Below are 24605 nucleotides of genomic sequence, written 5' to 3'. Positions count from 1 at the left end.
AGGTATATACAATAATGGGCAAAGCTTTGGGCTACATATTTAGAAACTAAAGAAACATAAAAATAAATTACATAAAGTTCAAAAAAAACTACCGGCACTGCTGCAAGAGCAAGCTTAAGCCATTTTAGCCCAAGCAGTTTTTTACTAATTCACATCTTATTTTCAGGATTCATGCAAAGATAGTTCATCAGATGGTTTTTACTTTTAATTTAACGTTTTTAAATAAGTCTCAGGTTCATAAAATTTGAGAAAAAAAATGTCTGCAGATACCCATTTAAGGCAATGTTTAGTATATTTACCATCATTCAATCCATCTATAATTAATACAATTATGAGCTATTACCAAGTCAAGAGTCTGGAACAATACTTTAAACATTATAACAAATCCATACGAGAACCCAGAAAATTTTGGGACAAAATTGCTGATGAGAATTTTACATGGTATCAAAAATGGGATAAGGTTGTTGAATTCGATATGCAGGAGGCTGATGTCAAGTGGTTTTTAAATGCTAAAGTTAATATTACCAAAAACTGTATAGACAGGCATCTGGCTAAAAGAGGAAACAAAACGGCTATTATTTTTGAGCCAAATGACCCAAAAGAAGAAGCACAGCATATTACCTACAATGAACTATACGACAGGGTAGCAAAAATGGCCAATGTTCTTAGGGAGCAAGGAATAAAGAAAGGCGACAGAGTATGTATTTACCTGCCCATGATTCCTGAATTGGCTATTGCCGTTTTAGCATGTGCCCGAATAGGAGCAGTTCACTCGGTTATTTTTGCCGGATTTTCGGCTTCGGCAGTAACTACTAGAGTAAATGATTCGCAATGCAAAATGGTTATCACATCTGATGGCGCCTATAGAGGAAACAAATCAATTGACCTTAAAGGTATTATTGATGAGGCTCTGGAAAAATGCCCTTCTGTAGAAAAAGTCCTGGTTGTTAAAAGAACAAATGCAGAAATCAACATGAAAACAGGCCGCGATTTGTGGTTACAGCCGCTGTTGGAAGCTGCAATTCCAAATAATGTAGCTGAAATTATGGATGCTGAAGACCCATTGTTTATTCTTTATACTTCGGGTTCTACAGGAAAACCTAAAGGGATGCTTCACACTACGGCAGGTTATATGGTTTTTGCAGCCTATACGTTTAAAAATATATTCAATTACGAAGAAAACGACATCTATTGGTGTACTGCCGACATAGGGTGGATTACAGGACATTCCTATATATTATACGGTCCGTTGCTAAATGGTGCCACAACCGTAATTTTTGAAGGAGTTCCGTCTTATCCTGATTTTGGAAGATTTTGGGAAGTCATCGACAAACATAAGGTTACTCAATTTTATACGGCTCCAACAGCCATCCGTTCTTTGGCTAAAGAAAACAGCGAGTGGGTTGAAAAGTATGACCTGTCAACATTAAAAGTCATTGGCTCTGTAGGAGAACCGATTAATGAAGAAGCATGGCATTGGTATAACAACCACGTGGGTAAAAAAAGATGCCCGATTGTAGATACCTGGTGGCAGACAGAAACCGGAGGAATCATGATTTCACCGCTACCTTTTATAACACCAACAAAACCAACTTATGCAACTTTTCCTTTACCAGGAATCCAGGCCGTTTTGATGGATGAAAAACGAAATGAAATTGAAGAAAACCAAATTGTAGGAAGCCTTTGCATTAAATTTCCATGGCCGGGAATGGCACGAACCATTTGGGGTGACCACCAACGATTTAAAGAGACTTATTTTACGGCTTTTCCAGGCAAATATTTCACGGGTGATGGCGCATTGCGTGATGAAGTAGGCTATTACAGAATCACGGGTCGTGTAGACGATGTGGTAATTGTTTCCGGACATAATCTGGGAACAGCTCCTATTGAAGATGCTATTAACGAACACCCTGCTGTGGCTGAATCGGCAATTGTTGGTTTCCCTCATGATATTAAAGGAAATGCTTTGTATGGCTTTATTATTCTTAAAGAATATGGCGAATCCAGAGACAGGGCAAATTTGGCAAACGAAATCAACCAGCACATTTCCGGTCATATTGGACCAATTGCAAAACTGGATAAAATTCAGTTTGTTTCCGGATTGCCAAAAACACGTTCCGGTAAAATTATGAGAAGAATCCTTAGAAAAATTGCAGAAGGCGATTTCTCTAATTTTGGAGATACAACAACGTTATTGAATCCGGAAATTGTTGAGGAAATCAAAAACGGAAGAGTATAAAATGTATTGAGTTAAATTATAAAAACAGCTTCAAGACAAGTGCTTGAAGCTGTTTCTTTTTTAGTTCTTAAGATCCAATGTTCTTACGTCTCCGTTAGGAGTTATAATATGATATAATTTTTTGGTTTCTTCTTTTGGTTTTTTCTTTGTCTTGTAAGAAATACTGAATTCCATTACATATTGAATGCCTACAGCCGGAGAATCAGAATTCATAATCTTGTCAAAAGAATCCGGGTCTATACCGTCATAATAAAAAGTCTTATTTTTCCTTTGTTCTTTTCGTACCAACACCTTATTGGAATTGTAATAATCATTATAAACGGCATCTGAACTTTCAAAGGCAGTAAAGTTTTTATACTGTTTACCCGGTTGGATACTGTAGAAATTTATTAATAGCTGTGGCTCCGATTCAAAATCTCTTTTTCCGTATTTATCATAAATTTTACTTCTGGATTTTAAAACCTCATTAGCTTCCGCCAACATTTCATCATAGATTTTTTCGGTATCAGCTTTTTTATAATCGACTTTGATGATGTTGTAGATTTCATATTCCGAAGCCATATCAATCAGTTTGTCGAACAAGCTGACATCTTTTAGTTTGACAATAATATTCTTTTTTATCTCAAATCCTTTATCTTCCTGAGTTATATTAACCTGACTGGAGGTAGAAGTTGATTTATAGTCATAAATTTTAGTCTGTGAAATAAAATCAACAAAAATCTCTTCTTCCCGGATTCCCGTTTTTTTCAACGCATTTTTGAAACCATCCAAACGTTTATTGATTTTGGCATTGCAGTCTTTTACAGACAATCCTTCTTCGTTTAGCCCCAAAGTGACCACATAGGAATCCGGTTTTACATTGTTTAAAATTGCAATCCTGAAATTAATACCGTCCTCTGTATAGTTAACCTTTTCTGCGTTTTGAAATAAGCCCGCATTTTTATAGTTATACGGATTATTCTGATTGTTATACACCTGGTTGGCGCCATGTTGGGCGTAAGCCATACCAAAGAATAAAATACCTGCAATTGTGAATTTTAATTTCATCTTGATTTTTGTTATTGATTAATGATGCAAGATTACGTTGCCATTCAAAATTGAGCCCGGTAAAACCGCTTTCCTTTGGCTGTAACCTTTTTACAGTAGTTTTACAGCAGATTTACAACAGTTTTTTATACCTTTCGGGCTACTTTTGAACTCATTTTTGTTGATGACCGAATTAGACTTTTTCCAACTTTTAAAACAGGAAGTGCTTGTGACTTACCAGAAGCAGTATCCTTATTTTCAAGGAAACTGGAAAAGTTTTTCTTCACAGGATATTCAGAATCTTATCGAATTGGTTGAAGAGAAAACCAGACAGGGAATTAGTGAAAAATGGATTTACACACATCTTAAAGCCGAAACCAATTCCAAACTGCCAAGAAAAGACATGCTTGATATTTTAAGCCAATTTTCCGGATGTTCAGGTTGGGATGAATTTGTCTTTACCAATAGGGAAGTGGTTATTGGGCAAAAAGAAAACCATTCCCAAAAGAATAAAAGACATTTTGTTGTTATTGGTTTTTTAGCTGTTTTAATGGTTGCTATTCTCTTTTTTGCTTACTCTGGAAAGAAACAGACACAGAAATTGCAACTGAAGAATGAATTTACAAATGATACCATTCAGGCAAAAGAAGTAAAAGCCTATACTATTGAGGATGATAAAAAAATTGAAATACCCATTCGTAATTCTGAAATAGAAGTGGCGCTGAAAGATGAAAATGCAAAAGTTGTCATTCAGAGCCCTTACTATAAAAAACAGGAGATAAAAGTAAACAAGACTTCAGAAAAGACTGAAATCTTATTACAGCCCGATGATTATGCCATGATGCTTAAAGCCTTTATGAAATCGGATATTAAAGATTGGGAAACCCGAAAAATACAGCTCAATAAAATCTTATCGGATAATCTGGAAGTCATTGTGATGCTTAAAAATGATTTGGGAGCCGAATATTTCAATAAAAATGAGTTTTCGGAAAAACTGATTATTCCTACCGAATCAGTAAAGCGAATGCAGATTCTGGAAATTAAAAACAACAATGAAGGAAAAATTGAATTTATAAGAATCAAACAATGATAAAGTATTTTACAGTCATAGTATTCCTTTTTTACAACTGCACTTTTGCGCAGGAAGCCAACCATGCTATTGCAGCAAACAGTATAAAAGCCAACTTTTCTGTAAAAGTACTTGAAGCTTATGAAGAGAATTCTTTTTCAAAACTGGAAGATTTTTATGAGCTTTTAGAAATATATTCTGCTAAAAACACTCCCAATACTTTAAAAAAACAATTAGAAGAAAGAATTAATACTTTGTATAAGGAAAACACTTTGGTTTCAGACTTTTTTACTTCAGATAAAATAAGTGTAGACAGATTACTGGAGAAAGTAGCCTCCAAAGAACTCAAATTTGAGATAAAAAATATCCGGAAAATGAAAACGTTTGGCAATTACTGGACTGCATCCTATATACTGACTATTCAAAGAGATACGGAAACTTTACAAAAAAATATATCCCAAAGGATTTATTTCTACCCGGAAGCAAAAACGTTTGGAAATAAAAAGAAAGAAGTCTGGAGTCTTTTTTTAGGAGAGATGGAATAGGAATCAGTTTCCCGAAATTACTTTCTGTCTATGCAGGTTTCCCCATTTTTCCATTGCAATTAATACTTCTTCCAAAGTTTTGCTATACTCTGTCAGTGCGTATTGCACTGTGACAGGTTTCGTATTACAGACTTCTCTACTCACAAGACCATTCATTTCCAGTTCTTGAAGCTCTTTTGACAAAATCCGGGGCGAAATTCCGGCTTCTCGGGATAATTCATTAAACCCTCTTTTTCCATTTCTTAAAACAGAAAGAAGGACCAGTTTCCATTTCCCGCCTACCACATCTAATGTATCTCGGATGGCTAGTTTAGCTTTAGCACATCTATCTTCTGTATGTATTTCCATATACTATTCTTTTTGTAACTACTATCCTTTTTGTAACAGATAACAAATGTATAGTAATTCTTTTAAAATTTGTGATAACAATTTAAAAATAAAAAAAGATGAAATTATTAAGAGTAATAACCAGCTTCAAAGGAAAGGAATCCATGAGTTTTCAATTGGGAAATGCAATTGTAGAAAAAATTAAAACTCAACACCCGGAAATAGATACTGTTATACGAAATCTAACAAAAGATGAAATCCCACATCTTAACGAACTCCATTTCAATTCATTTATGACACCTGCACAGAACCTTTCTGCTGAACTGAAGGATGCAATATCTTATTCAAATGATGCTTTAGAAGAACTGTTACCGGCAGATATACTGGTCATAGATGTGCCCATGTATAATTTGAGCATTCCTTCATCACTTAAAGCATGGATAGACCATATCGTTAGGGTTGGTATAACTTTTCGTTATTCAGAAAATGGAGCAGAGGGATTACTGAAGGATAAAAAGGTATTCCTGGCAATAGCAAGCGGAGGAATTTTTTCTGAAGGACCATTAAAGGAATTTGACCTTACTGAAAAATACATGCGGAATGTATTAGGTTTTCTGGGTATTACAGACATAACTGTTTTTAGGGTTGAAGGCTCTGCAATTCCTCAATTTAAGGATGAAGCTTTACCAAAAGCACTGCAGTCTGTAGCCGCCTATAGTTTATAAAGACAGAAACAATTGGGATATAGGTTAGCAGCCTGTCAATTTTCCGACAGAAAATCTTTATCTTTACAAGAGACAAAATTAAGACCAAATAATGAAGAAAATAGGATTTTTATCGTTTGGGCATTGGGCCAATCATCCGGCTTATAAAACGCGTACGGCTAGCGATACGTTACTCCAATCTATTGACCTTGCTGTTGCAGCCGAAGAGATTGGTATAGATGGCGCTTATTTTCGCGTACATCATTTTGCAGCGCAGTTAGCCTCACCATTTCCTTTACTTTCGGCTATTGGAGCCAAAACAAGTAAGATAGAAATAGGTACGGGAGTGATTGACATGCGTTATGAAAATCCGCTCTATATGGTGGAAGATGCCGGAGCAGCCGACCTGATTTCAGAAGGACGATTGCAATTAGGAATAAGCAGAGGTTCGCCGGAACAGGTCATTGAAGGCTGGCGCTATTTTGGATATGAACCAAAAGAAGGAGAAAACGATGCCGATATGGGGCGCAGTAAGGCCATGGAATTTTTACAAAGACTGGATGGTGTTGGTTTTGCCCAACCTAATCCAACTCCGATGTTTCCTAATCCGCCGGGTTTACTGCGTTTGGAACCTTACTCAAAAGGATTGCGTGAACGTATCTGGTGGGGAGCCGCTTCGAATGCAACAGCAGTTTGGGCAGCAGAAAACAGAATGCACCTCCAAAGTTCAACCCTGAAATTTGATGAAAGCGGCAAGCCTTTTCATGTACAGCAAGCCGAACAAATCCGATTGTATAAGGAAGCCTGGAAAAAAGCAGGACATCCGGGAGAACCAAGAGTGTCTGTGAGTCGTTCTATCTTTGCTTTGGTAAATGACCAGGACCGACTTTATTTTGGTCAGGAAGCCAATAGAGTAGACCAGATTGGAATGATTGAACCCGGCAGAAATGCCATTTTTGGACGGAGCTATGCCGCAGAACCGGATAAACTGATAAAAGAATTGGCCGAAGACGAAGCAATTCAGGAAGCCGACACCTTGCTTTTGACTATTCCCAATACATTAGGTGTTGATTACAACGTGCATGTATTGTCATCTATTTTGGATCATGTGGCACCGGGATTGGGATGGCGTTAGGCTTACCGGTTAAATCTTACATCATTAATACAAAAATAAAATCCCGGCTTTTTTAGGCTGGGATTTTTGTTTGGTACAGATTAAAATCTGATAAAATAATATTAATTGCACCTGAATTACTAAATCTGAGGCATTCCCACACTGCTTTATATTGATTGTTACCCCGGATGAAAAAGTAAATTTTTAACTACACGTGCCTACTTAAAAATACTTTTTATTTTCAAATAGTATTTGATTTATATAGTTTTTACTATCATATGATTTTATTTAAATAAATCATTATCAGTTTTTTATAAAAAAATAACTATACACGTGTATATATGCGTTAGTTGTTTTTGCTTTTTATTCACCTTGTTTTTTTTCTTTGTAATGACAGCTATTGTCTATTGCCAAAGCATATTTATCCTATGTTATTTGTATAAAGTGGGCAAGGGCTAATAGAGGTTTCTTGCTTAATTAGAACTGTATGGAACTAATAGATTAATGAATGATTTTGAATATGGGACATAATTTAGCAGTTGAAGAGCACCGGATATTAAAGAGCTTTATAAAACAATTTCTGGTCGAAAAAAATGACAGTTTGATTCAAAACCATGCCATTGAACTGACTTATATCACCAAATTGATCAATAGTGTATTTGATACCTGTTTTGATTTTAAGGTCAGTGTTACTGATGTATACAGAATTTTCGAAGAATATGGCTATGTACATTCCATAGCAGGACCCAAACTGTCCATATGGACGGAAACATCTCACATTGAAGCTAACTCATGTGCTATATATATAACTATTTCGCCTATAACAATATTGGAACTTAAAGCTGTTGCTGCCAGCCGTAAAATTGGATATACAACTGCAGAAATGTTTCAGATAGAGGAAGCACTAGTTAAACTTAGGGCTTTTTGGGCAACTGCTATTTAAAGTACTGTCTCCCACAGTTTTTATTTTTTAGTTCGCCTTTTTTTATACTTACCCCATCAGTCTTATCATCTTGTTGTTTTGAATGTTTTTCTAAACAACCTTATTGTTAATTGTTGTTAGAGATTTATAAATAGAACAAACTTAACCTTAAAATGTCAGTGATGAACTACAAATTTCTAACCTTATTATTTGCTATGGGAGCCTGTGGGGCTTATGGAGAGGTTGGAATTAGAACCGGAATGTCTGATAATTCTATCCGGTTAGAGGCCGTTGCTAATAACAAAGGTATTTTGCTTTCTCAGGCAACTCATACCGGCACAACAGCTATTACAAAAAAAGATAATACCAACAGCCTGTCTGTTTCTGACAAAGTAACCACTTCCGATAATGCAGGAGGTTATGGGAGAGATTATAATCAATTATTGGAAAGCACTGGAAATCTCCAACTATCGCAAAAAGCATTACGACAGACCGTCATGATATTGATTTTCTTTTCAATAACCTGTGCTATTCTGTTATTGCTGCTGTTACGTGCATATAAAAAAATCAGAAACAATTATAGAAGGAAGGTTGCATTATGTGAGCTCCTCGAAAATAAAATCAGTTCTTTATCTGAAGCAGATACAATTAAATCTAACCTGGTTTCCATATTGGCTCATGATTTCCGTTCACCTCTTATTTCAATGCTTTATATGATGCGATTGTTAGAAAGAAATTCGGAATTACTTACCAAATCAGAAAAGGAATCTTTTTATCTGGCTGTAAGCAACGATATTTCATTAACGCTGGAAAATTTTGATGCTACCCTGCAATGGATTAAACACCAGCTTGGAGAATTTAAAATCAATTTTGAAACCGTAAATATCCGTTCGTTGCTTAATGAAGCCATTAGTGGTTACAAGGCACAACTTAATGAAAAAAGTATAACCGTTATTAATAATGTGCCTGAAGGCATTTTAACTACATCTGACCGGGAAATGCTGCAATTCGTAAACAGAAACCTGTTATCGAATGCATTAAAATTTTCTCCTAAAGGCAAAACTATTGCTATAGATGCCCTCAAAACAGGGAAGGAAATTATAATTTCTGTAAAAGATGAAGGACCAGGACTATCCGATAATCAAATGAAAAAACTGTTTTCCATAAGCAGTAAAGGAGGTTCAACACGTGATGGCGCAGGTATTGCACTTTCGTTTAGTAAAGATTTTATAGTAAAACTTGGCGGAAGAATTTGGGCTGAAAATCGCAATACAGGTGGTATCATTTTCAGCTATGGCGTTCCATCCGGCTCAATTAATAGGGAAAGAACCACCGCCAAGATTGTGGCTTAATCATTACAGAAAGAACAAATAAAAACACTATTCTTTATTTTCTGTTCCTGAAGAAATATCCTTATTTTTTAAATTATCAATAAAATAGGAGGGAGAGATGCCTGTTTCTTTTTTAAATATCGTTGTAAATACCTCTCTTGACGAAAAGCCGCATAATTCAGCAAGATAACTTATTTTATATTCTCTGTGTTTGGGTTCTTCATAAAGTAATTCTACAATATAGTTTATCCTTAAGCCATTGATGTAATTATTAAATGATTTGCCCTTATATTTTTTTATAACTTCAGAAAGATATCGCGTGTTGGTATTCAGATGATTAGCCAGCCAGGTAAGGCTAACTTCCTTTTTAATCACATTTTTAGATTTTTCAAATTTTTCCAGTTTCAAGAGTAGGGCATCAGTAGTTTCTTCTATAATAGTAAACGATTTATCTGACGAGATCTTACCATAATTTTCTTCTTCAGTAAGTCTGCCTGGTTTTTTTTCTGACTTTAGTTTTTCAATTAAGCTTTCATAGTTTTCATGTAAAATCCTGTTCTTTCTTTTCCAGAATAGCCTTACAATAAAAGCCATAATGACAAGAATACAACCGGAAATAATAACTATTATCGTTGTATGCTTCTTTTTTTCCTGTGAAACGATTTGGTTTACAGGCGCTTCAATACTTGCATTTTGCGCTGCCGTAATACTGTCGTTTATACTTGTATACAATTGCATATACTTTTTTGACAGAGCTTTGTTGTCTAATTCAAGATAAGAGTCTGCCAGCATTTCATAAGACTCTTTTCGCATATAAGGTGAATTCGCTTTTCTTTCTAATTCTAAAGCATTAGTAGCATATTTTATGGTGTTATTATAGTCTTTTTTTGCTTGGAAGAAACGGCCAAAAGAGTTTGATAGTAACACTCTGTTTATGGCCATAAGCTTGTATTTTTTATTATCGTATATGGCTATTGCATCCATAAAATACTTTTCGGCGAGATCTACTCTTTGTGGTTTATGCTGATTTATATAGAACATGCCAATATTGGAGTTAGTACCGGCAAGTATATCATATTTGTCATTAAGCTTTGTATCCGGGCTATTGTCATCAATTTGTTTTATTTCTTCTAAACTTTTTTTCAGGTAATGTAAAATACTATCCTGGGAATAATTGTCGTCCATACGATCAAAATAGGTTATCATATTCCCATAAATGAGTGACGTTTTATAATGGCGCGTATTTTTCTGCTGAATTTTTTTGGAAGCTTTTAAGGCAGCCTGGTATTTTTCATAGCTTGGTTTGCTCAATCCCAATTGACCGTGCGCAAGTGCCATCATCCTGTATAAATCTGTGAGTGCTATATAATTTTTGAGTTCCAGTGCAAGGGGTTCCATTTCCCGACTGGTTTCAATCACTTTTTTATAATTATCTTCACGCATATAAAAAACGGTTAACATGCTTCCGCTTTTTAGTAATCCTTCCTTATATCCGATTCGTTTGGAGGCTTCTCTTGCCTTTAGTATAATTTTTAAGCCTTTCTGATTATCAACAAAATCCAAAGTGTATCCCGCATCCTTTAATAATTTGTCGATATCCTCTTTATTTGATTGGGCATTGAGTAGCGAAGAAAACAAGCAGAGAAGGAGTAAGGCCGAAAATATTCTGTTCATAAATTTTTATTTTGTGGGTACTGCAAATTTAATTATTTGTAATATACGTCTTACTATTAAGATTATTTTAATTACTGTATTTAAAAGACATATATGAAAACTTCAATATCGTATTTTGTTATCTAATTTATTGAAAATCATTTGTTTGTTTAATGTATTTAATGTGATATATTCCGAAATGATTACACACATGCATGTACTTGCGTAGTTTTTTGGCTTAAAATTGCATTGAATTTCAGGCTTTATTTTTTAATTACAAACTACTATGGTTTTAGAAAGCATTTCAGGTTTTTATTGCAAATTAATTGAAGTTGGAACCGAAAAGTATACGCAAAAAATGGAAGTGGAACATATTAAATTATGGAATAAAAGTTTCCTTTCGCTCTCGCTTTTATTTTTTGCTATTTCTGTATATGATTTTATTTATATATCATCTTTAATTTCGTATTGCTTCTTTCTTCTGTCCATTCTCTTCTTTTATACGATATTCACAGATTTAAAATTTAATGCCCTTGCCCAAACCTTTACATATCTGTTATTGAGTTTTATTTTTTTTTATATATCTTCTCACATAGGGCTGGGGTCGGGAATTTATTTCTATTACATTCCGTTGATTCTATCATTGCCTGTTTTTTTTAAAATCAGTAGAAATAAAAAGGCAATAGTATTAATATGCTTTTTCCTTTTTTTCATGATGTTTTTAGATATAAAGACAAATTCAGTTAAACATCCGGTAAACGATATGATTTTTTTCGAATCATTGCTGGGTTCAATTGGACTTGTATTTTGGCTTGTCTGTTTTATCATAAGAAAACAAGCCATATCCATAAAATATTATAAAAAGAGGGTTGGAATATGGAAAAGAGAAGCAGAAATTGATATAGACAAATTAAAAGAAGTTATAGATATGGCTGTACAGAACAGTAGTCATTTCTTTCCAAAATTTAAGGAACTGTATCCTTACTTCTGCGAAAGGCTGATTGAAATTCAACCTAATGTCGTGGCAAGCGAACAGGAATTCTGTGCCTATATAAAACTGGGTTTTACCACAAAAGAAATAGCTAAGTTTACCAATTCCAGCATTAGAAGCATAGAGGGGAAAAAGTACAGAATCAGGAGAAAATATAATATTAACGAAAAGGTCGATATTTATGTATGGGCTGCTAATCTATAGAGTTTTTATATTTAATATAATTCGGTTCATCAAATAAACATAAAATCTGCGTAATCATCCTATCCGTGGCTAAAATACAATTGCACTCGAAGTCAGCCAATCATCTTTATCAAAATAATTAAAAAAAAACACCGGCGTAAACCGGTGTTTTAAAAGTAACTGTCTCAAACGAATCTACTTAATAATCATGGTATATTCTCAATTACTTTTTGGGTACAATTAATTATTTATTATTGATTACAGAAAAAACATTCTTCTTGAAATTTCGGTACTGGTAAAAATGTACTTCAATCTTTTCCTTGAAATCGTTATGAGAATTCAAGAAAAAGGTTTCACATTGAAGGTCTTCACATTCTTTCAATACCTCTAATTTTCGGTCATAATTGATTAATTCTTCTTGAATTTCAGAATTCTGAACCTTGAAAACCTTCATCTTTTCCAAGATATTTGAATAAGACTTGTCATTTTTAGCTCCCAATAAATTGGAAAACAAAATGATTTCTTCTTCAATGATAGCCACTTCATCTTTCCAGCGGTCAACATCCCTGTTGATGAAAAACTTTTGCAAGTCATCCTGGTCCTGATGTATCTTGATTACCTCTTTTTTCATGGTCATTATTTTTGTAAAGCGTCCGGTTGTTCTACATTCAGAATTTTTATGGCATTCATTCCGGATGGGAATTGCCACATAATTTCATCTGAAACAGCATAGCCAAATAAGGCCAGTCCCATAGGAGCCAGAATTGACAATCTGTTTTGTGAAATATCGCTTTTTTCGGGTGTAACAATCTGGAAGCTTTTCGGGTCACCAAAAGGCATCTGTACTGTTACTATAGAATTAAACCTTACAATCTCTTCCGGCATGCTTTCCTTGTCCATAATCGTTGCCGATTTAAGCTCATTAGCCAGCTTTTCAATAGAAGCCTTGTAAGTTTTGTCTACATTATGACCTGCATTAGAGATAATCTGTCGCAGCATTTCATATTCTCTTTTCTCGATGATTATTTCTTTCATGATTCACTACAATTAATTAAGGGAAAATACCACGTTGTATATAAGCAGTTTCAATTCTGGAAATAGCCAGAATGTAGGCAGCCGTTCTCCAGTCTACCTGCTTTTCATTTACGATATTTTGCACTTTTTTGTAGTTTTCAGTAAGTTTCTTTTCGATTTTAGCCATAACTTCATCCAATGGCCATAATTCACCATTACGGTTTTGCAACCACTCAAAGTAGCTACCAATAACACCACCTGAGTTACATAAGATATCCGGGATAATAGTTATTCCCCTTTCCAAAAGAATTCTTTCTCCTTCGTTATCTGTTGGTCCGTTAGCACCTTCTGCTACTACTTTTGCTTTGATATCATAAGCATTAGCAGCAGTAATTTGGTTACCCAAAGCAGCCGGGATTACAAAATCACAGTCTAAAGCGAAGAAATCTTTAGGTTCCATTTCTTTAGCACCTGTGAATCCCTGGATGGAACCTTTTCTTGGTTTTGAATGCTCGTACAAATCATTAACAGAAATTCCATTTTCATTGATAATTGTAGCGTGAGCATCCTGAACAGCTAATAATTTAGCTCCATCTTTTTCCATGAAGTAAGAAACCCAGTAACCCACGTTTCCAAATCCTTGAACGATGTATTTTTTACCGGCTAATGTTTCATTTTTGTTTTCGAAGAAAAGTTTTAGAGTCAGGTAAACACCAAATCCTGTAGCACGGTCACGACCTTCTAATCCACCGGAACCAACAGGTTTTCCTGTTACTACGTGTTTGTTGTTTGACCTTTCAGATGGAGATTTTGTTGACATATAAGTGTCAGCAATCCAAGCCATTGTTTGCTCGTTTGTATTTACGTCCGGAGCAGGAATATCCAATTCCGGACCAATATTATCGCCCAAAGCGAAAGTAAATCTTCTTGTGATTCGCTCTAATTCAGAAAGCGAATAATCTCTTGGATTAATCTGGATACCACCTTTAGCACCGCCATAAGGCAATCCTGCCAATGAAGTTTTCCATGTCATCCACATTGCCAAAGCCTTGGCATCATCTCCGTCCATAGTAGGGTGGAATCTTAAACCTCCTTTGTATGGTCCAAGAGCGTTGTTATGCTGAACTCTGTAGCCAGTAAATACTTCTACTTGTCCGTTATCCATTTTCACAGGAAAATGAACAAGGATTTCATTATTTGTAATTGATAAAATCTTCCTGATATCAGGATTCAAATTCATAATGTCAGCAGTTTTATTAAACTGTTCCATTACATTTTCATACATGCTTTTTTTAGCAGGTTCTTTTGCAGTAATCATAATTTTATTGATAGTGTTCGCAGTATATTTTTTTGTTCTCTTTCCAGGCGCAATAATTGTTCCTCTCACAATTAATGCATAATCCTATTTTTACCTGATGTTGCAATATCTCTAAACCGCATGATTTGATACCATTAAAAATATTTTCGGTACAAGCAATAATCGGAATCTGGGCTTGAGGAGATTTCTTAAAGGAAAGCTCCTGTAAATTTTGTGACATAATAACTCTATTCAATTATGGTGACGTGCCATAAAACAAACTGTGTGCCATAGTGTGATACATTTTTAAAAATATTTGATAATCAGTTAATTACTTTTTGAACAATTTTATAATCTAAATAAATACCGGAGAGAAAAGTACCAATCGGGTAAAAACTCCCCGGATATCTTAAAGCAGTTTTTGCCTTAATGTTTTTCTGTCTATCTGTAGAATTTCTGCTGCTTTGGTTTTATTGTCGCCAACGGCATGCAGTACTTTTAGTATGTGGTCTTTTTCAATATCTTTTAAGGGCTTTAGGGTTTCTCCTTCGGTAGGTTGTTGGTATTTCAAATAATCAGGAATGTCAACTATATCGATTGCGTAATCACACATAATTATCATTCTCTGTATAATGTTTTCTAATTCTCTCACATTTCCCGGCCACGAATGTCTTAGCAGGATTTCTATTGCCTTGTCAGAAATCGTACAATTCGGTTTTCCGTATTCAATGCCGTATTTTTTTATAAAGGTAGTAATTAAAGGACGGATGTCGTTCTTTCTTTCTCTCAAAGGTTTCGTTTCAATGCTTACTACATTTAACCTGTAATACAAATCTTCGCGAAAGTTTCCTTTTTGTACCATTTCATATAAGTCATTATTGGTGGCAGAAATGACCCTGACGTCTATTTTATGGGCTTTTTGTGAGCCTATTCTTGTGACTTCCTTTTCCTGTAAAACCCTCAACAGTCTGGTTTGTACAGCTAATGGTGCCGTGCCAATCTCGTCCAAAAAGATTGTTCCGCCGTTTGCTGCCTGGAATAAACCAATCTTGCTTTCATTGGCACCTGTAAAGGCGCCCTTTTCATAACCAAATAATTCCGATTCCATCAGGTTTTCAGGAATTCCGCCACAATTCACAGCTACAAAAGGGTTTGATGCAAAAGAGCCCTTAAAATGAATGGCTCTGGCAATCAGTTCTTTTCCGGTACCACTTTCGCCCTGAATTAAAACGGTGGCCTTATTATTTTTGACGCGTTCAATAACGTCAACTAAATTTTCAAATTGTTCGGAATCACCAACAATTCCGGCATAGTTTGTTATCTTTTTGTCAGAGTTGGGAAGAGTAGGAGAGCTTTTTTTCTTTGAACCTATTTTTCCTTCAAACGAATTCTGTACCGCCTTTTTTAATTCTTCACTGGTAAATGGTTTTACGAGATAATCCAAAGCACCGGATTTTACAGCATTAACAGCCGTATCAACTGAAGGAAATCCGGTAATAACCAGTTTAGGAATTTCAGGAAAATGTTCTTCGGCAAATTTGATTAGCTCAATTCCGTTCAGGCCGGGCATTTGCAAATCTGTAATCAATAAATCGATAGCTACAACTTTAAGAATATCAATAGCTTCCATTACCGAAGAAGCCTTATAGGTATGGAAATTCTGCGCCTTTAAATTACGCTGTAACAATTCCAGCATATCATAATTGTCATCAACAATCAATATGTTTTCTTTTTTCAGCATTTTTTAGGAGTTTAAAGGGAGCCTTACATGAAAAATTGTACCTTTTGGTTGGTTGTCCAATGCTATAATGTCACCTTTATGACTTTTTACTATACCATGCACAACGCTCAATCCTAAGCCGGAACCTTCACCAATGGGTTTTGTAGTAAAGAATGGTTCAAATATTCGTGATTTGATTTCTTCCGGGATACCACTTCCTTCGTCGGCAATCTCAATGTAAAAATTATTGGAATCGTCAGTAACTTTAACAGTAATGCTACTGTTTTCAGGAGCTACATAAATCGAATTTATAAGGATATTAAACAGAACCTGGGTCAATTGGATATTGTCTATCTGGGCTTTTAGTTCCGGATTGTCAAAGATAAGTTCATAAGAAACCTGTGCCTTTTTAAAATTAGGTCCCAGGAGTGATAAGGCCTCAACTACAATAGGTTTAATAGGAACAATCTCCATATTTTGTGGCATTTCACAAGAAAAGAACATCAGTTTTTTTACAATTTCCCTTGAATAAATGGCCGCATTGATGATTTTTGAAACATCCTGGGCTACCTGTCTATCAATATTCTGTTCGTTTATCAATTCGGCAAAGCCAAGTATATTTCCGAGTGGTGTATTGAGTTCATGGGCAATTCCGGCTGTTATTTCACCAAGAATTGACAGTCTGTCAATGCGTTCCACACTTCTTTGCAACTGCTTTTCTCTTTCCCGGATATGATTTTTCTCAATATAATTGCCAATTTCAAGGGCAACTTTATCCAACAGTTGTTGTTCTTCCTCAATCAGAAAAAAAGCTCCGCTGCTTATTGGATAATGTACTTTAATATAACCGGCTTCTTTTTCAAAAATAGAAATACAACTGACCTGAAAACGGGTATCTTCCGGAAGTTTTGACGTTGTGAAATAAAAGTCATTACATTGGAGCTCCACTATACTAACATCGCTAAACCGCCAGGCAATTTTCACAATAGTACAGATTTCCCTTAAGGCAGATTCAGAGCAGTTTGCATTCATGCTCGTGGTCTTTGAAATATCATATAGGCAGCTCAATTCCTTGATGCGTTCCTTAAGTTTTTCTTCTGTTGATATTTCAAGCATTTTTGCCAATTTATAAAATAGTGGACCGCAAAGTTACTTATTAAATAGAATTGCAAAAAAATATTTGCTTCTTTTTAAGAAAAGTGAAAAAAAATTGGATTTGGGTTATAAACCAAGGCGTTGTTTTAACCTTTGGAATAGGAGTGAAATTGTAAAAGCGTCATTAGAAGCCGTGTGCCTGTCACTCTTCGATATCTTAAAGTAAGCGCCTAATTCATCTAAGCTAAACTGCTTTTCTTCAGGTAGTTGTTTCCATTTCTTAAACATTACTTCAATGTCCAAAGCCTCATTTTTAAGTTTGCCACAATGTAATTTTTCTAAGGCAGTATTAATCATGGCAATATCAAAATGAATCCGGTGCCCTATCAAAACGGCATTGCCTAAATAGTTAATAAAAGATTCTATGGCCTCACTTTCGGAATGTTTTTCCTCAGGAACTCCTTTTATGACACCTGTTTTTAAGGCTGTTTCAGGAGTAAATTTCTCCTGAAAAATAAGTGCTTCAAAACTATCTTTTACAATAATAGTATTGTTTTCTATAGCTACGGCACCAATAGACAGGATGACATCTTTTTCGGCATCCAGGCCTGTAGTTTCAGTACTAAATGCCACAAATCTTCTGGATTTGTTCTCAAACTTTCCGAGATAATCTTTCCAGAATTGTGGGTAATCTTTATTTATTTTTAGCCAATCCAGCATGATTTATGAGAAATAGGTGAGCTTAAACCTGCTCTTGATTAGTTCCTGAACTTCTTTTATCGGGATAAAGCAATTTTTTAGCTTGACTTTATCAGTTTTTGAAAGCTCCTCCAGATTAATAAATTGTCCGGAGCTGTCATTTTTTAAACCCTCTACAGTCCTGAATTCGGATAGTGTAAGGAAAGCTTCGGCACAGTTTAGGAACAATTCTGAATTTCTAGGGTCGGCAATTGCTAACTGTTTGAAACGCATATAAGTATTGTTGATTCCTTTTATATTCTGATGCAAAACTAACAAACGCCCAGCATCAATAAGCGGGGTCAGGGCTCTTGTTTTGATGTCAAACATATCTTTATTTTCGCCTTCTTCTTCGACCAGGAATTGGCGAAAGAATCCTAATGGCGGTGGTTTTCTCAAGGCGTCATTGCCCAGATAGTCAAAAAACAATTTGTTTCCTTTTGCATTTTTGAAAATGATTTCTGTAAGGGCTTCTTCGATAGAGGTTTCGCCAAAAGCAATTTCATAGTCAAAGAAAATAGTGTTTATCACTTCACTGTTTTCACCTGGAGTATTAATCCAATTTCCGTATTGTTTAATCCAGTCTGTCAGTGATTTACACCACATCATATTACTTGAAACAAAACCATCCGGACTTAAGAAATAACCCACCTTTTCAAGGGTAGAAGTTGTTCTTCGGGCCAAACGCAGGAAATAATCTTTTACATCGCGGTATTTGTCCTGAGGCACATCTTCAAAAACCAAAAAGCTATCCTGGTCAGTTAGCAATAACTGTTCTTTTCTGCCCTGGCTGCCAATACTCAACCATGCAAATCGGGCAGGAGGAGAGCCCATTTCAAGAATGGCCAAATCAATAGCCCGTCTTGTAATGGCGGTGTTAATTTCTCCTGAAATATTCATGATATGCGAAACCGGAATATCTTTTGTAATTGAAGTCTGTATCAGTTCTGATAATTTTTCACGGATACGTTTCAAATCTTTGGCGGATTGTGCACGTTTAACTTCCTTAATCAATACACCAGGGTTATTGGCTTGTGCAACCACCAAATCATTTTCAGAAATAATTCCCCTTACACGAGATTTATCTGAGCCGTCTTCCGTAACGCAGAGATAATCTACATTATATTTAAGCATATATACCTGAGCTTCGGCCAGGGAAAGGTCTTCAGGTACCGTCACTACAGGTGAAGTCATGATTTTAGCTGCGGTAGTCGAGATTTGGAAGTGACCGGTAGCAATCTTAGAACGTAAATCTTTATCAGTTACGATTCCAATCGGGAAATCATCTTTTGTGATAATGACACTCCCAATCAGCTTGTCGGTCATCATCTGGGCAATATCTCTAACAATAGCTTCAGGAGAAGCTGTTATTGGCTCTTTTGAATACTGGATGGATTGGAAATATTGTATATCGGCCTGTTGTTCCTTATAGATAATATTTTCAGAAATCAGCTTTCCTCTATGTTCTTTGTCATATGGATTTCGTGTATTGGAGGCAAAGCTCTCCAGCATAAAACTCATTACATCATGATTGGCAAACACATAGGGTTGGAAAATCTGTATCGGAATTGCATAAACAATACTCTCTTCACGGGCTTTTGCCGTCATCAGATAATTGTTTTTGGCAAAAAACGGACGAAGCCCTAAAATATCGCCTTCATCACATTTGTCAATTAAAGTTTCTTCGGCATCAGAAGTTACGGATAACCCAATAGCCCCGGAAGCCACAATGTAAAAGCTATCATGACAGGCATCGCCAATCTGGAAAAGAATCTTACCTTTTTCGAGATAAAGTACCTTAACTTCAGAAGCAATATGCAGTAATTCCTGGTAATTTAAGCTGTTGAAAGGCGGATAGTTCTTGAGAAAATCAACAACCTTCTCCGCAATCGGGTTTTTCATAAAATCTTGTTAGCTAGATGATAAGTAAAAATAAAATTTATTCTGATTCTTTGCAAAAGAAGTTTAAAAATACTTCCACGCTATTTTGCCTGAATTTGTGAAAGAGTAATCAGTACAATAGAACCAAGGGCAAGAACAATTCCGATATAGTTTTTTAAAGTGACTTTCTCTTTAAAAGCGATAATTCCAACCAAACTGCCCAAAACAATTACACCCAGGTTCATAGCCGCGAAAACGGTGGAAGGATTCTCTGAAAAAGCCTTATGTGCTTTTAAATAAAACAGGATATTTCCAAAGTTTAAAATTCCTAAAAAGGAACCTATAATAATGTTTTTCCATTGTATGGGATTCTTCTTTACAAAAACAGAGTATATCGTAAAACACAGTGCCAATACTAAAGCGCCAAAGAATACTATAAATAGGGAAGTGGTGTAAGGAATGCTTTTTTCCAGAGCAATCTGCTTAAATAAGATATCAATGATTCCAAACCCTAATAGTACCAACACGGGAAAAATCCATCTGTTTTCCTGGGTGTCTGATTGTTTTTTGGATAGCGTAAGGAAAATTGCCGGAAAACCAACAATCAGCCCCATTAATTTTAAAGTTGTAAAGTTTTCCTTAAAAATAAAATAAGCTGCCAGAATAGGAATAAACAGGGATAGGCGTTGGGCAATATCAGTCTTAACTATACCAATGTGTTTTATAGAAGAAGCCAGTAATAAGAACACAGAAGGCAATAAAATGGCAAGTCCTATATATATTTTCCAGGGCGAACTGCTATTCACTACAGAAACATCAGGCCGGAAGGTAATATAACATAAACCCAATGCCAAAATATAGTTTACAGCTATGACCTGGATAATATCAAATGAATATCTTTTTGAAAATTTAAGAAGCGCTCCTACCGAAACACTGCAAATTATGCTTAAGACTATATAGAACATTTTAAAATCTTTTAACTACAAAAGTAACTGAAAATCGCATTCATTTTTGGTGTTAAAATTCTTAAAAGAATTATAAATAAAAAATCAACAGACATTCACTTGATTATCTTTACTAGCCAAAACATAACAAATTAACAATCAACACAAATCACATGAAACTACAAAAAAGAATCGGAATATTTCTGATGACATTAGTAATGACTATTTTCGCGAATGCCCAGGATAAAAAGGCAAGTCCGGCAGAAACAGTTACCGGAAAAATTAATGGCGCAACAATTACTATCAACTATGGTAGCCCATCCGTAAAAGGAAGAGCTATTTGGGGAGAACTTGTTCCTTTTGGAGAAGTATGGCGAGCCGGAGCTAATGAGGCTACAACTTTTGAAACCGATAAAGAAATTACCGTTGAAGGAAAAAAATTGCCTGCCGGAAAATATGCTTTCTTTGTAATTCCGGAAAAAGATGCCGCAACCATTATTTTCAACAAAGAGTGGAAACAATGGGGGGCTTATAAAATGGATGCCAAACAGGACCAGTTAAGAGTAAAAGTAACTCCTAAAAAATCAGCTTCAATGACTGAAAAGCTGGTTTATAAAATCAACAAGGACAATATTACCCTAAGTTGGGAAAACTGGGATATCCCTGTAAAAATTAAATAGATTTTCTTCAATACTTAATTTAGATGAAGCACTGTCTGTAAAGGGCAGTGTTTTTTATTTTATGTCAGTTGTGTAGTACTGATTATTTTTTTAAATTTATAGTGTAACAACAATCATAACCATGGCATTTATAGACTATTACAGCGTTTTAGAAGTTGACAAAAAGGCTAGTACTGACGAAATAAAAAAAGCATACCGGAAATTGGCCCGGAAATACCATCCGGATTTAAATCCGAATGATACTGAGGCTAATAAAAAATTCCAGCAGATTAATGAAGCTAATGAAGTCTTAAGCGACCCTGAAAAAAGAAAAAAGTATGATGCTTATGGTGAAAACTGGCAGCATGCAGAAGAATATGAAAAGGCAAGGCAATCTCAATCACAATCGCAATATTCAGGCAGTTCCTATTCCAATTTTGGCGATGATGCTTCATTTGGCAATGCTGATTTCTCGGATTTTTTTGAATCCATGTTTGGAGACAGACGAAGTAGTGGCAGGCAAGCCGGTTTCAAAGGACAGGATTACAATGCCGAACTGCATTTGAAACTCCACGATATTGCCCAAACCCATAAGCAGACCATTACCGTAAACGGGAAAAATTTAAGGATTACTGTTCCGGCAGGTGTAGCAGACGGACAAGTTATAAAACTAAAGGGACATGGAGGTCCGGGAGCCAATAACGGACCGGCAGGAGATTTGTATATTACATTTAGGATTGAAGAAGATGCGGAATACAAACGACTTAATAACGATTTATACAAAACCGTAAGTTTGGATTTGTTTACGGCAATTTTAGGAGGAGAAATCACTGTTGAAACCTTAGATGGAAAGGTTAAGCTGAAAGTTCCGCCAGAAACCCAGAACGGAACAAAAGTCAGGCTTAAAAACAAAGGAATGGCTGTTTATAAAAAAGAAGGCTCATTTGGTGATCTGATTATAACGTATGACATTAAGATTCCAACCAACTTGACTGAAAAACAAAAAGAAGCTTTTAGGGAATTATCTAAACTTTAAAAAATTAGGAGATGAAAATCGAAAGAATCATTATATCAGATTACTGCAAACATTATAAAATTGAAAGGGCATTCATAGATATTCTGGACGAAATGGGAATCATTCCGTTTGAAAACAAGAATAACGAAAAATTTATGGATTCTGAAAAATTAGAAGATTTAGACCGTTGCAGGCAATTGTATTATGAACTGCACATCAATCCGGAAGGAATCGATGCAATTTTAAATCTGCTTCAAAAACAAAAAAAACTCCAGCAAGAAATCCAGGATTTAAAAAACCGATTACGATTGCACGAATAATTATTTACGCTTTTTAAAATATTTTGGTACGTAGAATAATAAGAAGATAACAAGCAGTATAAATAAATATTCCATTGATATGATTTTGTATGCAAATATAGTTGTGATAAAGGAGAAGATTGGTTTAATTTGGGAAAAGTTTATTTTACATAATATAAATTATAGGTCAAAATAGTCCTCGCAGGCTCGGTTGCCCTATAATAATATTATGTAAAATAATTGGTGTGTCTTTCATAAGGATGTTTGGCTTTCAGAAGTATTTAGACCTATAATTAGTCATTATGTTCGGAGCCTCCGGAAATAGCCGCTCGGCCAACGCGCTTGTTTGCTAAAAATTAAATGTGTTTGGAAATAAATTTACACATTGAATTTTTGCTGCACAATTTGCCGACGCTCGTCCTGTCGATTTAATTTTTTTTGCCAACGCTCGGAAAGCGAAATTTTATTTTGTGGAGTTCGCTGGCATACAAAAAATGCCAATGTGCCTGTCGGCTTTCTTTGGGCATTTTTTTATGCTGGCGCTCACGACGTTAATTATCTGTTCTTTTGCCTTGATGCAAAAGAACCAAAAAATCAAGGCTATGATGCCCTCGCTAAAAACCGACTGCGCTACGCTAAAATGTAAAAACTCGCTGCGCTCAAACAGTTTACATTTTTTAACGCTTCGCTACGTCCGTTTTTTAAACGCTCATTCATCAATGCCAGAGCGTGTGCTTCAAACGGAGTTTCTATTTAACATAATGTATAGAAATTCTGCTTCAAGAGAAGCTTGTTTTAATGTTATAAATCAGCATTTTATAAAATCATAGTACTACTCCACTGCTCTATTAATCCTTAATATTCCACAGGTTTTCCTTATAAAATTCCTCTCTCGGCATTTCGATTTCTACGATGATTTTCTTTTCATAGACTTTCAGAGCTAGCTTGTCGCCTGCCCTGAATCCGCTTTTCTTTAACAATTTGCCACATATCGTGATTATGGGATGGTAATTATGGAAGCTAAATACTTTACGGCAAACCGTAATTTTGCGTATTTCCAATGGCTTATCTTTGTTACTCTCGGCGTTTTTCATATCATTGTGCTTTTATGCCGTGATGTAAAACAAGCCCACTTGGGTAATCAATTCCTAATCAGAATGTTTTATCTTGAAAAAAGCATAATTTAGAAACTTCATTTGCCAATAGTTGTTAATTATTTTAACTAAAAAGAGTATATTTGAGATTTATGATACATACCGATATGCCAAACAAGAAAATACACCAAGGTCGAAACATAAAGCGTTTCCGTGAAATGCTCGGCATCAAGCAAGACGCCCTAGCCTACGAATTGGGCGAAGACTGGAACCAAAAGAAAATCTCTCTCCTGGAACAAAAAGAGTCCGTAGAAAAGGATATTTTAGAACAAGTGGCTAAAATCCTAAAAGTGCCTACCGAGGCTATTGAGAATTTTGATGAGGAACAGGCGGTAAACATTATCTCAAATACTGCTTCTTTTGACAATTGTCAACAACCTGCTTTTTTTAATAATCAACCTAGTTTCAATCCTATTGATAAAGTAGTCGAATTATATGATGAAAAAATTGCACTCTACGAGCGTATGCTAAAGGAAAAGGATGAAATGATGGCGAGGTTGGAGAAATTGATTGAGGGGAAGTAAGCAATCGTTACCTTTCAATATAAGTTCTATTATGGCAAAGCATAACTATTATGCTTGTATTTATTATAGTCTTTACTATTGCTAGACTTTGTTTGCATTACTAATTACAGTAAATTCGCATAGTATAAATAATATGGATAGCAATAGCTAGACAAAAGGTG

General features: G+C 35.3%; 24 protein-coding genes. 12 read left to right on the top strand and 12 right to left on the bottom strand.

The genetic code is table 11. The features are described 5' to 3' along the window. Nucleotides 1-331 precede the first annotated feature (331 nt). Nucleotides 332-2239: an acetate--CoA ligase gene (gene acs, locus B0G92_RS13330; RefSeq protein ID WP_101472579.1), complete on the top strand. Its 1908-nt coding sequence runs from the start codon at nucleotides 332-334 to the stop codon at nucleotides 2237-2239. 60 nt (nucleotides 2240-2299) lie between these two features. Here the strand turns inward: acs and B0G92_RS13325 are convergent, their stop codons facing one another. Next, nucleotides 2300-3286, bottom strand: coding sequence for an SIMPL domain-containing protein (locus B0G92_RS13325; protein WP_101472578.1), 987 nt, complete (start codon nucleotides 3284-3286; stop codon nucleotides 2300-2302). Between the two features lie 163 nt (nucleotides 3287-3449). Here B0G92_RS13325 and B0G92_RS13320 point away from each other — a divergent pair, with 163 nt between their 5' ends. Together B0G92_RS13320 and B0G92_RS13315 are read left to right on the top strand one after the other, a co-directional pair. After that, nucleotides 3450-4355 (top strand): hypothetical protein, encoded by a 906-nt coding sequence (locus B0G92_RS13320; RefSeq protein WP_101472577.1) that lies wholly within the window; start codon nucleotides 3450-3452, stop codon nucleotides 4353-4355. Further along, nucleotides 4352-4879 carry a hypothetical protein gene (locus B0G92_RS13315; RefSeq protein WP_101472576.1) on the top strand — a complete coding sequence of 176 codons (528 nt, stop codon included), beginning with the start codon at nucleotides 4352-4354 and terminating at the stop codon, nucleotides 4877-4879. The genes B0G92_RS13320 and B0G92_RS13315 overlap by 4 nt, the downstream gene beginning before the upstream one ends. Before the next feature lie 3 nt (nucleotides 4880-4882). Here the strand turns inward: B0G92_RS13315 and B0G92_RS13310 are convergent, their stop codons facing one another. After that, complete coding sequence (locus tag B0G92_RS13310; RefSeq protein WP_101472575.1) at nucleotides 4883-5227, bottom strand: winged helix-turn-helix transcriptional regulator; 345 nt, start codon at nucleotides 5225-5227, stop codon at nucleotides 4883-4885. Nucleotides 5228-5325: 98 nt separating this feature from the next. On the opposite strand from B0G92_RS13310, the gene B0G92_RS13305 reads away from it, so the two are divergent. From B0G92_RS13305 to B0G92_RS13290, 4 genes are all read left to right on the top strand, one after another. After that, entirely contained in the window at nucleotides 5326-5931 is a 606-nt protein-coding gene (locus B0G92_RS13305) for an FMN-dependent NADH-azoreductase (RefSeq protein WP_101472574.1), read from the top strand. A 91-nt stretch (nucleotides 5932-6022) separates the two neighbouring features. Continuing rightward, complete coding sequence (locus B0G92_RS13300) at nucleotides 6023-7045, top strand: LLM class flavin-dependent oxidoreductase (protein WP_101472573.1); 1023 nt, start codon at nucleotides 6023-6025, stop codon at nucleotides 7043-7045. Between the two features lie 499 nt (nucleotides 7046-7544). Beyond that, the gene (locus B0G92_RS13295) at nucleotides 7545-7967 is read left to right on the top strand and encodes a hypothetical protein (RefSeq protein WP_101472572.1); all 423 of its coding nucleotides are present in this window, start codon (nucleotides 7545-7547) and stop codon (nucleotides 7965-7967) included. A gap of 161 nt (nucleotides 7968-8128) precedes the next feature. Next, entirely contained in the window at nucleotides 8129-9298 is a 1170-nt protein-coding gene (locus B0G92_RS13290; RefSeq protein ID WP_180326448.1) for a sensor histidine kinase, read from the top strand. A gap of 27 nt (nucleotides 9299-9325) precedes the next feature. Here B0G92_RS13290 and B0G92_RS13285 read toward each other — a convergent pair whose 3' ends face one another. Further along, complete coding sequence (locus B0G92_RS13285) at nucleotides 9326-10951, bottom strand: helix-turn-helix domain-containing protein (RefSeq protein ID WP_101472570.1); 1626 nt, start codon at nucleotides 10949-10951, stop codon at nucleotides 9326-9328. Between the two features lie 742 nt (nucleotides 10952-11693). Here B0G92_RS13285 and B0G92_RS16725 point away from each other — a divergent pair. After that, complete coding sequence (locus B0G92_RS16725) at nucleotides 11694-12125, top strand: helix-turn-helix transcriptional regulator (RefSeq protein ID WP_180326447.1); 432 nt, start codon at nucleotides 11694-11696, stop codon at nucleotides 12123-12125. Nucleotides 12126-12348: 223 nt separating this feature from the next. Here B0G92_RS16725 and B0G92_RS13275 read toward each other — a convergent pair whose 3' ends face one another. The 8 genes from B0G92_RS13275 to B0G92_RS13240 all read right to left on the bottom strand — a co-directional run bounded on the left by B0G92_RS13275 (nucleotide 12349) and on the right by B0G92_RS13240 (nucleotide 20814). Next, nucleotides 12349-12735, bottom strand: a complete 387-nt coding sequence (locus B0G92_RS13275) for a hypothetical protein (RefSeq protein WP_143395045.1) — start codon at nucleotides 12733-12735, stop codon at nucleotides 12349-12351. Between the two features lie 5 nt (nucleotides 12736-12740). Beyond that, nucleotides 12741-13139, bottom strand: coding sequence for a GreA/GreB family elongation factor (locus B0G92_RS13270; RefSeq protein ID WP_056073554.1), 399 nt, complete (start codon nucleotides 13137-13139; stop codon nucleotides 12741-12743). 16 nt (nucleotides 13140-13155) lie between these two features. Continuing rightward, nucleotides 13156-14436 (bottom strand): Glu/Leu/Phe/Val family dehydrogenase, encoded by a 1281-nt coding sequence (locus B0G92_RS13265; protein ID WP_056073779.1) that lies wholly within the window; start codon nucleotides 14434-14436, stop codon nucleotides 13156-13158. A gap of 388 nt (nucleotides 14437-14824) precedes the next feature. After that, entirely contained in the window at nucleotides 14825-16156 is a 1332-nt protein-coding gene (locus tag B0G92_RS13260) for a sigma-54-dependent transcriptional regulator (RefSeq protein ID WP_101472568.1), read from the bottom strand. Nucleotides 16157-16159: 3 nt separating this feature from the next. Continuing rightward, the gene (locus B0G92_RS13255) at nucleotides 16160-17251 is read right to left on the bottom strand and encodes a sensor histidine kinase (RefSeq protein WP_101472567.1); all 1092 of its coding nucleotides are present in this window, start codon (nucleotides 17249-17251) and stop codon (nucleotides 16160-16162) included. Between the two features lie 105 nt (nucleotides 17252-17356). After that, entirely contained in the window at nucleotides 17357-17950 is a 594-nt protein-coding gene (locus tag B0G92_RS13250) for a 3'-5' exonuclease (RefSeq protein WP_101472566.1), read from the bottom strand. A 3-nt stretch (nucleotides 17951-17953) separates the two neighbouring features. Further along, complete coding sequence (locus B0G92_RS13245; protein ID WP_101472565.1) at nucleotides 17954-19870, bottom strand: DUF294 nucleotidyltransferase-like domain-containing protein; 1917 nt, start codon at nucleotides 19868-19870, stop codon at nucleotides 17954-17956. 80 nt (nucleotides 19871-19950) lie between these two features. Further along, nucleotides 19951-20814 carry a DMT family transporter gene (locus B0G92_RS13240; protein WP_101472564.1) on the bottom strand — a complete coding sequence of 288 codons (864 nt, stop codon included), beginning with the start codon at nucleotides 20812-20814 and terminating at the stop codon, nucleotides 19951-19953. 152 nt (nucleotides 20815-20966) lie between these two features. On the opposite strand from B0G92_RS13240, the gene B0G92_RS13235 reads away from it, so the two are divergent. The 3 genes from B0G92_RS13235 (at nucleotide 20967) to B0G92_RS13225 (ending at nucleotide 22787) form a co-directional block, all read left to right on the top strand. Further along, nucleotides 20967-21473: a DUF2911 domain-containing protein gene (locus B0G92_RS13235; protein WP_101472563.1), complete on the top strand. Its 507-nt coding sequence runs from the start codon at nucleotides 20967-20969 to the stop codon at nucleotides 21471-21473. Nucleotides 21474-21594: 121 nt separating this feature from the next. Next, nucleotides 21595-22488 (top strand): DnaJ C-terminal domain-containing protein, encoded by an 894-nt coding sequence (locus B0G92_RS13230; RefSeq protein WP_101472562.1) that lies wholly within the window; start codon nucleotides 21595-21597, stop codon nucleotides 22486-22488. A gap of 11 nt (nucleotides 22489-22499) precedes the next feature. Then, a complete protein-coding gene (locus tag B0G92_RS13225) occupies nucleotides 22500-22787 on the top strand; it encodes a chaperone modulator CbpM (RefSeq protein ID WP_101472561.1) in 288 nt (95 codons plus the stop codon). Between the two features lie 827 nt (nucleotides 22788-23614). Here the strand turns inward: B0G92_RS13225 and B0G92_RS13220 are convergent. Continuing rightward, the gene (locus B0G92_RS13220; RefSeq protein ID WP_101472560.1) at nucleotides 23615-23860 is read right to left on the bottom strand and encodes a hypothetical protein; all 246 of its coding nucleotides are present in this window, start codon (nucleotides 23858-23860) and stop codon (nucleotides 23615-23617) included. 152 nt (nucleotides 23861-24012) lie between these two features. On the opposite strand from B0G92_RS13220, the gene B0G92_RS13215 reads away from it, so the two are divergent. After that, nucleotides 24013-24444, top strand: coding sequence for a helix-turn-helix domain-containing protein (locus tag B0G92_RS13215; protein ID WP_061889415.1), 432 nt, complete (start codon nucleotides 24013-24015; stop codon nucleotides 24442-24444). Nucleotides 24445-24605 lie beyond the last annotated feature (161 nt).

The sequence above is a fragment of the Flavobacterium lindanitolerans genome (assembly GCF_002846575.1).
GTDB classification, from domain to species: domain Bacteria; phylum Bacteroidota; class Bacteroidia; order Flavobacteriales; family Flavobacteriaceae; genus Flavobacterium; species Flavobacterium lindanitolerans.
This window is presented reverse-complemented; position numbering and strand designations above follow the sequence as displayed.